Source organism: Burkholderia sp. MSh2 (assembly GCF_000731655.1).
Taxonomy (GTDB): Bacteria; Pseudomonadota; Gammaproteobacteria; order Burkholderiales; family Burkholderiaceae; genus Burkholderia; species Burkholderia paludis.
The window spans coordinates 1-13,002 of the sequence record NZ_JPGM01000116.1 but is presented as its reverse complement, the minus strand read 5'-3'; the positions used below and the strand labels follow the sequence as shown (position 1 = coordinate 13,002).

General features: G+C 68.1%; 9 protein-coding genes and 1 pseudogene. 4 read left to right on the top strand and 6 right to left on the bottom strand.

Going from position 1 to position 13,002, the window contains the following annotated elements; translation table 11 throughout:
* The 3 genes and pseudogenes from GQ57_RS37365 to GQ57_RS37355 form a co-directional block, all read right to left on the bottom strand.
* A pseudogene (locus GQ57_RS37365) lies at positions 1-786 on the bottom strand (beta strand repeat-containing protein); the annotation flags it as partial.
* A gap of 529 nt (positions 787-1,315) precedes the next feature.
* A complete protein-coding gene (locus tag GQ57_RS37360; RefSeq protein WP_034200536.1) occupies positions 1,316-2,560 on the bottom strand; it encodes an NAD(P)/FAD-dependent oxidoreductase in 1,245 nt (414 codons plus the stop codon).
* 67 nt (positions 2,561-2,627) lie between these two features.
* A complete protein-coding gene (locus GQ57_RS37355; RefSeq protein WP_034200535.1) occupies positions 2,628-3,407 on the bottom strand; it encodes an ABC transporter substrate-binding protein in 780 nt (259 codons plus the stop codon).
* A gap of 381 nt (positions 3,408-3,788) precedes the next feature.
* Here GQ57_RS37355 and GQ57_RS37350 point away from each other — a divergent pair, with 381 nt between their 5' ends.
* From GQ57_RS37350 to GQ57_RS37335, 4 genes are all read left to right on the top strand, one after another.
* Positions 3,789-4,751, top strand: coding sequence for an ornithine cyclodeaminase family protein (locus GQ57_RS37350; RefSeq protein ID WP_034200534.1), 963 nt, complete (start codon positions 3,789-3,791; stop codon positions 4,749-4,751).
* A complete protein-coding gene (locus GQ57_RS37345) occupies positions 4,748-5,542 on the top strand; it encodes a helix-turn-helix transcriptional regulator (RefSeq protein ID WP_034200533.1) in 795 nt (264 codons plus the stop codon). Before GQ57_RS37350 ends, GQ57_RS37345 begins: the two co-directional genes overlap by 4 nt.
* A gap of 196 nt (positions 5,543-5,738) precedes the next feature.
* Positions 5,739-6,470, top strand: a complete 732-nt coding sequence (locus GQ57_RS37340) for a DsbA family oxidoreductase (RefSeq protein WP_031399534.1) — start codon at positions 5,739-5,741, stop codon at positions 6,468-6,470.
* A gap of 121 nt (positions 6,471-6,591) precedes the next feature.
* Entirely contained in the window at positions 6,592-7,380 is a 789-nt protein-coding gene (locus GQ57_RS37335; protein WP_031399535.1) for a sulfite exporter TauE/SafE family protein, read from the top strand.
* A 129-nt stretch (positions 7,381-7,509) separates the two neighbouring features.
* Here GQ57_RS37335 and GQ57_RS37330 read toward each other — a convergent pair whose 3' ends face one another.
* From GQ57_RS37330 to GQ57_RS37320, 3 genes are all read right to left on the bottom strand, one after another.
* Positions 7,510-9,345, bottom strand: a complete 1,836-nt coding sequence (locus GQ57_RS37330) for a S10 family peptidase (protein WP_031399536.1) — start codon at positions 9,343-9,345, stop codon at positions 7,510-7,512.
* A 612-nt stretch (positions 9,346-9,957) separates the two neighbouring features.
* A complete protein-coding gene (locus GQ57_RS37325; RefSeq protein WP_034200532.1) occupies positions 9,958-12,048 on the bottom strand; it encodes a D-(-)-3-hydroxybutyrate oligomer hydrolase in 2,091 nt (696 codons plus the stop codon).
* A gap of 137 nt (positions 12,049-12,185) precedes the next feature.
* Positions 12,186-12,542 carry a BON domain-containing protein gene (locus GQ57_RS37320; protein WP_031399538.1) on the bottom strand — a complete coding sequence of 119 codons (357 nt, stop codon included), beginning with the start codon at positions 12,540-12,542 and terminating at the stop codon, positions 12,186-12,188.
* Between the last annotated feature and the right edge of the window lie 460 nt (positions 12,543-13,002).

The following is a 13,002-nucleotide window of genomic DNA, read 5'->3' as shown; positions in this document are numbered from 1 at the left end:
GGATCCGCCACCGATACCGCCGAGTGCGCCAGTTACCGTCCCGAGCGCGCCGGTCAATGCACCTGCCGGATTGCCACCGCCGACGCTACCAAGCGCCCCCGTGACCTGATTGACCACACCTTGCACCGGCGCCAGCGGATTCGATCCGCCGCCGATACCGCCGAGTGCGCCCGTCACCGTGCCAACCGCATTGCCCAGCGTCCCCGTCGCCGTATTCAGCGCGCCGGTCAATGCACCTGCCGGATTGCCGCCACCGACACCACCAAGCGCGCCCGTCACCTGATTGACGACGCCTTGCACCGGCGCCAGCGGATTCGACCCGCCGCCGATACCGCCGAGTGCACCCGTCACCGTGCCAACCGCGTTGCTCAACGTCCCGGTCGCCGTATTCAGCGCCCCCGTCAACGCGCCCGTCGGATTGCCGCCGCTCAACGCACCCGTCACGTCATTCAACAAGCCCTGTACCGGCTCGAACGGCGTCACCGGACCGCCGCCGTTGCCGAGTGCGCCGATCACCGCCCCCACGGCGCCCGACAGCACTTGCCCGGGATTGCCCAGCGACGTCTGGATCGTGCCGGACCCGCCCGCCGTCACGGTAACTGAGCCTAGCGGTGACGTACCCGTCGCGACCAGCCCGACCGATACGCTGTTCGTCGGCGGATTGACGATCACTTGCGGGATCGGCAGCGAATCCAGCGCACCTGCCATCGCGGAACCCGATGCCAACACGCCGAACACCGTCGCGACCGACAGCGCCACGCCCGTCAATTTAAGATTCTGTCCCATCGTTACCCCATCTCGGTTGGCACTTCGTTGATAAAGCACGAGGTCAAATCGCACGAAGCGTGCCAATTCAAGACGGCAGGTTCATTCGTCTGCCTTTTGCATGGCAATAACGCACTTTTAATGGGTTTCCGATGAAATGGACGGGGTGCGGAGTCCGAATCATCTGATGAAAATGGCCGCCGGAACACGGATGTAACGTAACGTTTGCGAGCCCCGTGGTAACGTGTTCCGGTACATTCCGCGTAACGCCGGAACGGTCGTTCGCAACGGCGTCGAACCTCGTCTCGGCCAGTCATCCAATGCGCATTTCAGGAATATGAAAATGCATTGATAAATCGAAATCGCGATTTTCTTATTCTGTTTATTTCGCGAATGCTTTCCCGGCGATTCCGTAGACGACTTCGGGTTGCGTCGCCCTGCGCATATCGGACAGCAAAATGAAAAACTGTGACGGCCGCATCACGACCGGCGCAACCGGCGCGACGGGCGCGCGCGGCGACGGCCGGAGCCACATCGCCGCGCCGCGTGCTCAGCCGAATCGTGCGGGCCGGTACGGATGGGGATCGATATAGGTCGGCGCGCCCGTCATCATTTCGGCGAGCAACCGCCCGGTCGCGGGGCCGAGCGTCAGCCCGTGGTGGCAATGCCCGAATGCGAACCACAGGTGACGATGACGCGGAGCGGGCCCGATCACGGGACGCATGTCGGGCGTGCACGGCCGCATCCCGAGCCACGGCTCGGGGTCGAGCCGCTCGCCGATGCCGAATGCATCGCGCGCCAGCGGCTCGGCCCGTGCGAGCTGCACGCCGGTTGGCGGCGCGCCGCGCAACGCGATCTCGACGCCGGTCGTGAGCCGCAGGCGTCCGCCTTCCATCGGCGCGACGACAAAACCCGCCTCGGTATCGCACACGGGCACGCTCAGCGGCGCGCGTGTGGGCCGGTAGTGCATGTGATAGCCGCGCTTCGCGCGCAGCGGAATCCGGTAGCCGAGCGGCGCGAACACGTGATCGGACCACGGTCCGAGCGCGACCACGGCCGAGCGCGCCGAGATCGGCCCATGCTCGGTTCCGACCTGCCAGCCGTCGTCCACCTGCACGAGCGTCTTCGCGTCGCCGATCGCGAACGTGCCGCCGTCGCGCTCGAACAGCCGCGCGTAGGCCTTGGTCAGCCCGCCCGGGCTCGACACCGTCTTCGGGTCCTGCCAGTGGAATGCGCCGCAGAACGCGTCGCCGATGCCGGGCTCGCGCGCACGCAGCGCCCGCGCGTCGAGCACGCTCATCCTCAGCCCGTGCGCGTCGGCCACGCGCTGCTGCGCGCGCGTTTCCGCATCGAACAGCACCGGCGAACGGAATGCCTCGATCCACCCGCCGTCGTGCACGAGCGGCTGCGCGTCGGTACGCGCGAGCAGCGCGTCGTGCTCGACGACACTCGCCGCGACGAGCGGCAGCAGGTCGTGCGCGGCGGCCGCGAGCCGGCGCGGCGACGATTCCCGCCAGAAGCGCGCGAGCCAGCCCGCATACTCGGGCAACGCGCGGTAATCCCAGTAGAGATCGACCGAACGATTGCGCGCATAGCGCAGCAGCGTGCCGAGCCGGCGCGGAAATGCATACGGCACGACCGACGAGCGCTCGATCAGCCCGGCATTGCCGTGGCTGGTTTCCTCGCCGGGCCCGCGCCGGTCGACGAGCGCGACGCGCAGCCCGCGATCCTGCAGATGCAGCGCCGACGACACGCCGACGATGCCGGCCCCCAGAACGATGACGTCGAAATCCATGGTTCCCCGTACTGCGTCGAGATGCGTTGCGACATGCGCCGGCCCCGCGGCCGGCACACGGCCGTGCTTACTTCGCGACGATGTCGCGCTTGAAGTACTTCTGCGACAGCGCGCCCAGCGTGCCGTCCTTCTTCAGTGCATCGAGCGCGCCGACGATCTTCGCCTGGAGCGCCTTGTCGCCCTTGCGCATTCCGAAGCCCGTCCCTTCGCCGAGCGTCGCCGGATCCTTCAGCGGCTCGCCGACGATCTGGTAGTCGCGGCCGACCGGCTTGTCGAGGAATCCCTCCTGCGCGGTCTGCGCTTCCTGCACGGCCGCGTCGAGCCGCCCCGCGACGAGATCGGCATAGATCTGGTCCTGATCCTGATACGACACGACGGCCACGCCGGCACCGGCCCAGTGCGCCTTCAGGAAATCCTCCTGCGACGAGCCCTGCAGCACGCCGACGTGCTTGCCGCGCAGGCTTGCCACGTCGGGCCGCAGCGGCGAACCGCGCCTGGCGACCATCACGATCGGCACCACGTAGATCGCCGGCGTGAAGTCGATGCTCTGCCGGCGCTTCGCGGTGATGTTCATCGCCGAGTTGATCGCGTCGAACTTGCGCGCCTGCAGCGCCGGAATCAGGCCGTCGAACGCGTTCTCGACCCATACGCATTTCATGTTCAGCTTCGCGCACACCGCATTGCCGATGTCGACGTCGAAACCCTGCAGCTGGCCGGCCGGCGTCTTGCTCTCGAACGGCGGATAGGCGGCTTCGATCCCGAAGCGCAACGTGGTCTGTTCCGCCTGGGCCGTGACGGCCGCGCAGGCAAGCGCCGCAGCGGCGCAAAGGGAGAGCTTCCAGTTCATGACGGTCCTTCCGTTCCGGATTGAGGCAATGAAGATCGGCCGCCCGACGGCCCCGGCCGGGCGCCGGACCGGCATTCGATGCCGTGCGGCTGCCGGATGGCGGCGCTTCGGGTTTTGCACGCAAAATATAGACTCAAAGTCTACTATAGACTATAGGGAATACGCGACTCGCGCGCCGGCATGCCGTCTCGAAGCGTCGGCAATCGCAAGCAAACCCTTTGATTTCCCGAATATTTTCCAGATGCGTGAGGAAGCGAGGCGTCTCGAAAAGAAAATTCGTCCAGAATTAATTTGTCTATACCAGACTTTTAGTCTACTTCAACCCCTGCCGGACACCATCTACCGAGCCCGTCCTGTCCGGCTCCGACCGGAGATGTCGCCATGACGCAAACCGCCTCGCCCCTGCCGCTGACCGTCGACGAAGCCGCGGTGCGCGCAGCCCTGCCGTCGCTCGACGTGCTCGGCACGCTGCGCCGCATGTTCGCGTCGCTCGCCGCGGCGCGCGCGGTGCAGCCGCCGCAAACGCTCACGCTGTTTCCCGACCAGGCCGGCGACTTCATCACATATCTCGGCGCGCTCGCCGACGAGCAGGTGTTCGGCGCCAAGCTGTCGCCGTATGTCGTGACGGGCGGCAGACCGATCGTCACCGCGTGGACCGCGCTGATGTCGATGCGCACGGGCCAGCCGCTGATGTGGTGCGACGCAGGGCTGCTGACCGTCGAACGCACGGCCGGCACGACGGCTCTCGCGGTCGACTGCCTCGCGCCGCGCGGCGCGCGCCGTCTCGCGATCGTCGGCGCGGGCGCGGTCGGCCTCGCGCACCTGCGGCACACGGCGGCATTGCGCGACTGGGAAACGATCCTCGTGCATTCGCCCGCGCTCGCCGGCAATGCGGCACTGCAGACGACGCTCGCGCAGCTCGATCCGCGTGCCGGCGCCGCGGCCAGCGTCGAAGCCTGCGTGCGCGACGCGGACGTCGTGATGCTGTGCACGTCGTCGGGCACGCCCGTGCTGGGCGACGGAATGCTCACGCGCCCCGCGCTCGTCACGTCGATCAGCACGAACGTTGCGCGCGCACACGAGATCCCGCCCGCCTGGCTGCCCGACATGGACGTCTACTGCGACTACCGCCACACGACGCCGGCAAGCGCCGGCGAGATGCAGATCGCGGCGGCCGACCACGGCTGGGACGCCGCGCGGATCGTCGGCGATCTGCCCGCGCTCGTCGCCGGCACCTGCGCGGCACCGTCGCCCACGCGTCACGCGTTCTTCCGCTCGATCGGCCTCGGGCTCGAGGACATCGCGCTCGCACACGCGCTGTACCTGCACCTGACGCGAGGATGAGCGTCACGCGCGCGCGGGGCCGATACAATGGCGCAACCGCCGCCGCAGCCGCGCGCGGGCGCGCGGACCTGCCGGCCACCGGCGCGCCGGCACGCCGCCCCGATGCGCCGCCCGGCCCCCGCCCACCCGAGATGGCGATACCGATGCGCAAGAAGAAATCCCCCGTCAAAGACCTGCTGCTCACCCGCTACGCGCCGATCGCCGACGGTATCGCCGCGCTGTTCTTTCCCTGCGCGGAAGTCGTGATCCACGACCTGCACGACCAGACCGTGCTGTATCTCGCGAACAACCTGTCGAAGCGCGAGATCGGCGACGACTCCGCGCTCGAGGAAATCGATCATTCCGCCCGCGAGCGCGTGATCGGCCCGTACGAGAAGCTGAACTGGGACGGCCGGCGGATGCGCTGCGTCAGCAACGTGCTGTTCGACGACACCGGCCGCCCGGCCGGGATGATGTGCATCAACTTCAATATCGCGGTGTTCGACGAGGTGCGCGCGACGCTCGACCTGTTCATCAAGGGCGCGGGCGTCGTCGCCCAGCCGGACGAACTGTTCCGCGACGACTGGCAGGAGCGGATCAACACGTTCCTGCACGGCTGGCTGCGCGAGCGGCAGGTCGGGTTGAACGGGCTCACGCGCGAGCACCGGCGCGAGCTCGTCGAGGCGCTTTACGCGGAAGGCGCGTTTCGCGGCAAGAGCGCGGCGAACTATGTCGCGAACGTGCTCGGGATGGGCCGCGCGACGGTCTACAAGCACCTCAAGCACTTGAAGGAAACGCAGGGCGACGCTTGAGCGAACCGTCCCGCGCAGCCGGTTCGCCGCAACGCATGGCGGCTGCCGGCGCCGGCAGCCGCTACCGGGACGCCGCTTCCGTGTCTATGCTTCGTGATACGGCGGGCCCGCCCCTGTTGCCCATGACGCGGGCCGCGCCGAGGTGCCGATACATTAAATGATATAGTCACGGTTACATTTTTTATCCGAACTGCTCATGACGACCATGCCCGCCCCGACTGCCCGCCCGACCCTGACCGTCGAAATCTGGTCCGACCTGATCTGTCCGTGGTGCTGGATCGGCAAGCGCCGCTTCGACGAGGCGCTCGCCGCATTCGCGCACGCCGACCGCGTGGACGTCGCGCTGCGCGCCTACCGGCTGATGCCCGGCCAGCCCGTCGAGCCGGTCGAGGCGATGCTCGCCGGCAAGTACCGGATGTCGCCCGCGCAGGTCGACCAGATGCTGCGCCAGGTGACCGATGCGGCCGCGAGCGTCGGGCTGCGCTACGACCTGCCCGGCACGCTCGTCGGCGATACGCTCGACGGCCACCGGCTCGTGAAGCTCGCGGAAGCGACCGGCCGGGCGCACACGCTGACCGAGCGGCTGTACCGCGCGTACTTCTGCGAACACGGCTCGCTGTTCGATCACGCCGAGCTGACCGAATTCGCGGTCGAGGCCGGCCTCGAGCGCTCGGCCGTCGACGCCGTGCTGCGCAGCGACGCGTACCGCGCCGAAGTCGAGGCCGACATCGCGCGCGCCGAGCAGATCGGCGGGCGCGGCGTGCCGCTGTTCGTGTTCGGCGGCCGCTACGCGGTGTCGGGCGCGCAGCCGGCCGACGCGTTCGCGCAGGCGCTCGACCAGGCATGGCGCGACGGCATCGTCGAACTCGCCGGCAGCGACGCGGCCGCGTGCGGCCCCGACGGCTGCGAACTGCCCGCACGCGCATAGCGCGCCCCGTCGCGCGCATCGTGCGAATTTGACGAAGCCGTACGTCGGCCCGCCACTTTTGCGACAATGGCGGACCTTGATCCACGCGCCGCCGCCGACGCCGCATAACCGCCCGCATCCGATGTCGCTTCCCCATATCGATCTGCTGTACTCGCTGTCCGGCCTGTTCGTCGGCATCCTCGTCGGCCTGACGGGTGTCGGCGGCGGTTCGCTGATGACGCCGATCCTCGTGCTGCTGTTCGGCGTCCACCCCGCGACGGCGGTCGGCACCGACCTGCTGTACGCCGCCGCGACCAAGGCCACCGGCACGCTCGTCCACGGCCTGAAGGGTTCGATCGACTGGCGCATCACGGGCCGGCTCGCGGCGGGCAGCGTTCCGGCCGCGGCCGTCACGCTGTGGTGGCTTCACACGCACGGGATGAACTCGCCCGGCACCGCCCGGATGATCCAGCTCGTGCTCGGCGTCGCGCTGCTGCTCACGTCGCTCGCACTGATCTTCCGGCCGCAGCTCGCCGCGTTCGCGGCGCGCAATCCGCTCGCGCCGAGCCCCGCCCGCACGCTGTGGTCGACCGTGCTGACGGGCGCCGTGCTCGGCGTGCTCGTGTCGATGACGTCGGTCGGCGCCGGTGCGATCGGCGTAACCGTGCTACTGCTGCTCTATCCGGCGCTCGCGACGACCCGCATCGTCGGTTCCGACATCGCGCACGCGGTGCCGCTCACGCTCGTCGCCGGCATGGGCCACTGGCTGCTCGGCTCGGTCGACTGGTCGATGCTGCTGTCGCTGCTGCTCGGCTCCCTGCCCGGCATCGTGCTCGGCAGCCTGCTGTCGGCGCGCGCGCCCGAGCGGCTGCTGCGCAACCTGCTCGCCGCGACGCTCGTCGCGGTCGGCGTGCGGCTCGTGCTCGCGTAGGCGAAGCAACCGCGATTCTCTCCAGGCACGCGCCGGCCCGTCGCCGCCGCCAAATGAAAACAGCCCGACCGGCCGGTGCCGATCGGGCTGTCATCCGTTCGGGGCGGCGTTGTGCGCCGCCCGTCGCGCTTACTGCCCCTGCTGCTTCAGTTGCTGCTGCTTGAGCTGCTGCGTGCGCGCCTGCAGCTTCAACACGCGCTGCAGTGCGGTGCGGTTCGCGAGGATGCCATCGTAGAAGCTGGCGAGATCGCCCTTCAGCGCGGTGCGCGACGCGTCGTTCAGGTAGATCATGTGGCCCGACGGATAGTTCTTGATCGTCAGGTTCTGCGCCTTGAGCGTCGGGTCGAGCGGCATCTGCGCAAGCGTCAGCTCGGTCTGGTGGAACGGCGTGACGGCGTCGAAATAGCCGTTCGCCGACAGCACCTTCAGGTCCGGGTTCACGCTCATCGTCGACGCCAGGTCGCCGGCCGTGTACAGCGTATTGCCGCCGCCCTTGTTCGCGCCGGTCGGGTCCGTGTGGCTGAAGTCCCAGTTGTTGAAGACCTGGTCGTTCAGGTCCACGAACGACGACGTCGACGTGTACTTGAGGTCGGTGTTGATATAGCTGTTCCACAGCACCGTGTACGCGCCGCCGACGTTCGTGATCGACGGATCGTTGCTGCCCGAGTTCGGCAGGATGTACGGCGCGATGCCCTTGCCCGTGAAGTTCGCGCGACCGTCGTACTGGCCGATCTGCGTGCCCGGCACGAGCGTCAGGAAGAACGTGTACGGCGGGTTGTCGTCCGACGACGGCACGTTGCCGAGCGCGGCCGGGTTGCCGAAGGTCTGGATCAGCGACGTCGGGTCCGTGCCGATGTACGAGCCCATCTGCTGCGCGGTCTGCAGGTTCAGGTTCAGCCGCACGTTCACAAGGCCGCCGTCCTGCGGGTTCGGCTTCTGCACCAGCGGGGCAAGCGTGTTGTCCGCATAGTTGCGCGCCTGGACCATGTACGCGTCGAGATTGGTCGGCGTCGGGTTGAGGGTCGTCCTCTTCCAGTAGAACGCGTCGGCCGCGAGCGTCGGGAAGATGCCCGCCGCGGACAGCGAGTTCGAGTAGTCGAGGATCGACGACTGCAGCGTGATCCCGTTCAGGTCGATGCCGTCCTCATGCAGCACCCACGACACGACCGCGCTGCGGGCGGTGCCATACGATTCGCCGTACAGGAACTTCGGCGAATTCCAGCGCGAGTACTTGGTCAGGTAGCGCTGGATGAAGCGGTCGATCGAGCGGGCGTCCTGGTCGGTGCCCCAGAAGTCCTTGTTTTTCGCCGGGGCGATCGCCGCCGAGTAACCGGTGCCGACCGGGTTGATGAACACGAGGTCGGTGCGGTCGAGCAGGCTGTCCGGGTTGTCGAGCAGCTTGTACGGCGAAGGCGGCGTGAAGTTCGGGAACGACGACTGCAGGCGCTTCGGCCCGTACGAGCCGAGCAGCAGGTAGACCGACGACGAGCCGGGGCCGCCGTTGTAGAAGAACGTGACCGGACGCGGCTTCGACGGGTCCGGATTGTCCTGCGTGTACGCCACGTAGAACATCTTCGCGTTCGGCGCCGACGTGGTCGGATCGATCGTGGTCAGGTGGCCCGTGGTGGCCGTGTAATTGATGGTCTTGCCGCCGATCGTGACCTGGCGGTGCACGACCGCGGCGCCTTCCGTCGAATCCGTGACCGCGTCGTTCGGCCCGGTGCCGTACACGTCGGTGTCGACGTACGGCTGGTCGGCCGCGGCCGCCGTCGTACCGGTGCTGGCCGACGAACTGCCGCCGGCCGTCGTCACGGCCGCGGCAGCGGCCGAGGCGGCCGGGCTCGACCCGTCGTCGCCGCCGCACCCCGTGACGAGCAGTGCTGCGGCCGCGGCGGCGGCGAGCGGCACGCTCAGTGTCGTTCCGAATAGCGCGAAACCGTCTTTCAAGGACTTCCGTGTCGTCATTATTGCCTCTCGAACAGAACGATAAATGTCGCCGGCCGCAAAGGATCATTTGCGCCGGCGCTCCGCACCGGGAATGCATTCGTTATGCGATGCACTCCGAGTTTTTTACCGAATCGGCAAATGCCGACCGGCACGATTTACCCCACCCATATTTTTCTCAACCCGTAATGGAATCAATTCCATTGCGGTCGACCATTCAATAATTCGCAGCAATGCGAATTCGCTGCACGCATCCGTTGATGCAGAAAATCGACGGCAAAAGCATGCCCCGCAAAGCCCGCCCGCTTTGGACGCCTCGCTTCGAACAGATAAACGATCCCCCTCAGCGAAATGCCGATTAATCGCGCGACAGCGACCAATCGCATTTCAAGCCGATTTAATAAAATCGAAAGGATCGATTAAACAAACGGAAAGGAATATCTCGTATCTGGAATTTATTAAATTAAGTGAAAATACCGGCGCATAATAGGACCCCGATTTAACGCCGTAAAGTAATAATTTGTTACGGAACTCGCCATTCCGAAAAAAGACGGTTCGGGACCGATTCCATGCGGCGCAAAAGAAAAAGCCGGACGACGGTCCGGCTTCGCGAGGGCTGTGCGGCGGGCGCCGTCAGAGCGGCACGTCGATCGTGCCGGCGCCGGCCGTGATCGCATTGGCGCCCGGTGCGGCCGAGATCGGCGGCAGGTTCGCACCCGTCAGCGCGGGCGCGGCGCCCGGCGTGCCGCCGCGCGGCACCGTGTGGATCACCTGCGACGGCGGCAGCGGCGCGTTGTTCTTCAGGTGCCGCCACATCAGGTTCAGCGCCTGCAGGTTGTAGTAGTGCACCGGCACGAAGCGCGTGTCGAAGCCCGGGACCGGCAGGAACGCGTCGAAGTGCTGACCGTTCGTCACTTCGTAGAACACGAGCTGGCTGCGCGCCCCCTCGCTGATGCCGTTCTGCGCGACGTAGGCGCGCGACGCGTGGTTCACCGGCACGAGCGCGTCGCTGCGGCCCTGCACGATGATCGCCGGCTTGCCCTGCAGGTTCGCGTTCACACGCACCGCGTCGACGTTCGCGGGCATCCCCAGCATCCCGTTCGTCCACAGCTGGCGCAGGCACAGCGCGCCCGCGAAGCTGGCATCGGGCGTCGCGAGCCGGTGGTCGATACCCGCGCCCGTGTTGAACACCAGGTCGATGCCGGCTGTCGGCGGCACGCCGTTGCCGACGCCGAACACGGCCGGCATCGGCGATGCGGCGGGCGACGCGACGGCGCCCGTCGCCGGGTTCGTCGTCGCGAAGCTGAAATTGCACAGGTTGTCGGTCACGCGCGAGCGCGTGTACGCATTCGCATAGGTGACCGCGATCGCCGGAATCGCCTGCGAATCCCACATCGGCGCCTGCAGCAGGTCGGAATCGGCAAGGTAGCCGGCCGCGTGGAGCTGCGCGAGCGCGTCGGCGGCCTGGCTCTGCGTGTCGGCGCCCGACACGAGCCCGGCCGCGGCGAGCGTCGCGCAGCGCTGCGTGCGGATCGACTGCGTGGTCGCGACCGGCAGCGCGCTCAGGTACGGCGCGCCGGCGAGCGACGCCGATGCGGCCGCGCACGGCTGCAACAGGTTCGCGAGCGTCGCGTAGTCGGCCAGCGGCCGGCCGAACGACGGCACCGGCTGGCCGCCCGAGCGGACGACCGCGTTCGGCGCCATCCGCACGTTGATCTGCGGTTCGCCGACCACGACCGCGGTAATCCAGTTGCGGGTGTCCTGCTCGGCCGCCGCGAGCGCCGCGCCGCCGCCGTTGCTGACCGATGCGGCGATCGTCGTGATGTCGCCGGCGCGATAGCGCACGCCGTGATGCGAGCCGTCGATCAGCGGTCCGAACTGCTCGTTGAGCGCCCAGTACGCGAACTCGACCGACTGCAGCGTCACGCGGCCCCAGTCCTGCTCGGGATTCTGCTGCGAATGCGCGTGCTTGAACGCGTAGCGGTTCGGGAAACGGGCATTGAAGGCGGCGAGATCGCTGCTCGTCACGTTCGCGGTAAACAGGCTTGCGGTGCCGGCCAGCACGGCGTTGGCGAGCGTGCCGTCGATCAGCGTGACGGTGTCGGAACCGAGCTCGTGCGCGCCGTTGCCGCCGCCCTTGTCGTTGTAGGCGACCGCGCAGCCGCGCTTGAGCGCCCATTCGCCGGCCGCGGAAATCGCGCCGTACACGCCGCGCGAGCCCGACGACGTCGCGGTGACGATGCACGGCCGGGCAGGATCGAAGCCGGCGGGCACCTGCACGAGCAGCGTCACGTTCTTGCTGCCGCTGCCGTCGTCGGAGTACGCGAGATATTCGGTGCCGGGGATCTTGCCTTCGCCGAGCGTATCGTTGCCGTCGAGGTCGATGTTCGGCCCCCAGAAGCGGCCGTAGCCGCCGTTCGCGCTCATGTCCACGAGCGCGCGGTAGTTCGACCAGATCGCCAGCCGGCGCAGCTCGGCATTCGTCGGCCGCGATGCGTTCGCAAAACCGGGCGCGCTCGCGGCGCCGAGGCCCGTCTTGCCGAGGCCGGCGGTCAGCAGGTCGTCGCTCGCGCCGTCGTAGGCCATCGTGCGCACGCTGCCCGACACGAAGCCGGGCAACCGGTTGCGCTCGGCCGACGCGTCGTCGTTGCAGGCGCCGAGTATCGCGACCGCGGCCAGCGCCGCGCCGAAAACCATCCGCCTGCCCCAGCCGTGCCTCGTCATCGCCGCCCTCTCGGTATCGTTATCGGTCCGCCGCCGCGTCGCGCGCGGCTCGCGGCCGTTGAAACGCGACGGGCCCCGGCGTGCCGGGGCCCGCGCGACAGCGGGCGTACGCGGTGCTCGCGCGCCGCCGCCCGGCGTTATTGCTGCTGAACCGTCAGCCGGTTGGAGACCGACGTGACGCCCTTCACGCCCTTGGCCGCAGCTTCGGCCTTGTCGATCTGGTCCTGGGCCGGCATCGTGCCTTCCAGCGTGATCGCGCCGCCCTTCGAGCGCACGACGAGGTTCGCCACGTCCACGCCCTGTTCCTTCGTAATCGCCTTGCGCACCGCGTAGCCCAGCTTGCGGTTTGCCTTCTTCGCGGTTTTCGCCGCGGCCTTCGACGCGGCTGCCGGCGCCTCGGCGGCCGTGGCGTCGCTCGACTGCGCATACACGCTGCCCGACAGACAGGCCGCCACGGCGGCAACGCTCAACGCTCTCAACACGATCGACTTCATGCTATCTCCTTGTTACTCCGGAACGGCCATGCACAGAACGGCCGAATACCCCCAAAGACAGCCGGCCCGCGCGCGAACGGGCGGGACGGCCGGTGTATTCCACGGCGATGCGAGAGAGGCGAGACGGGCCGGCGGCCGGCGCGCGCGAAAGCGGGCCGGCCGGGCCGGGCAGCCGCCGGCCGGACGCGCCCGGTCTCATTGCGTGCCGGGTCGCGCGCGAATCGGGCGCGGCTGCGTCGCACAATGTAATCCAGCGCCCGCGGAAGCGCAAAGCTTTTGACGCGGCGGCCCCGCCGCTGTCGCCGCGCAGCCGCGCCCGACTCGCGCATGCGCGGCGAAACCGGGTACCATCGCCGCGAGACTCCGCATCGCCCGCGACGACCGTCACCGATGCGTCACGCCAGCGTCATCCGCCGACCCATGAAGCCAGCCCGCCCTCGCCCGCCCCGCCGCATCCTCG

Coding starts and splice junctions, on each gene's coding strand:
- GQ57_RS37360 (WP_034200536.1), bottom strand. CDS start 2,560: ATGGATTTCGACGTCATCGTTCTGGGGGCCGGCATCGTCGGCGTGTCG.
- GQ57_RS37355 (WP_034200535.1), bottom strand. CDS start 3,407: ATGAACTGGAAGCTCTCCCTTTGCGCCGCTGCGGCGCTTGCCTGCGCG.
- GQ57_RS37350 (WP_034200534.1), top strand. CDS start 3,789: ATGACGCAAACCGCCTCGCCCCTGCCGCTGACCGTCGACGAAGCCGCG.
- GQ57_RS37345 (WP_034200533.1), top strand. CDS start 4,748: ATGAGCGTCACGCGCGCGCGGGGCCGATACAATGGCGCAACCGCCGCC.
- GQ57_RS37340 (WP_031399534.1), top strand. CDS start 5,739: ATGACGACCATGCCCGCCCCGACTGCCCGCCCGACCCTGACCGTCGAA.
- GQ57_RS37335 (WP_031399535.1), top strand. CDS start 6,592: ATGTCGCTTCCCCATATCGATCTGCTGTACTCGCTGTCCGGCCTGTTC.
- GQ57_RS37330 (WP_031399536.1), bottom strand. CDS start 9,345: ATGACGACACGGAAGTCCTTGAAAGACGGTTTCGCGCTATTCGGAACG.
- GQ57_RS37325 (WP_034200532.1), bottom strand. CDS start 12,048: ATGACGAGGCACGGCTGGGGCAGGCGGATGGTTTTCGGCGCGGCGCTG.
- GQ57_RS37320 (WP_031399538.1), bottom strand. CDS start 12,542: ATGAAGTCGATCGTGTTGAGAGCGTTGAGCGTTGCCGCCGTGGCGGCC.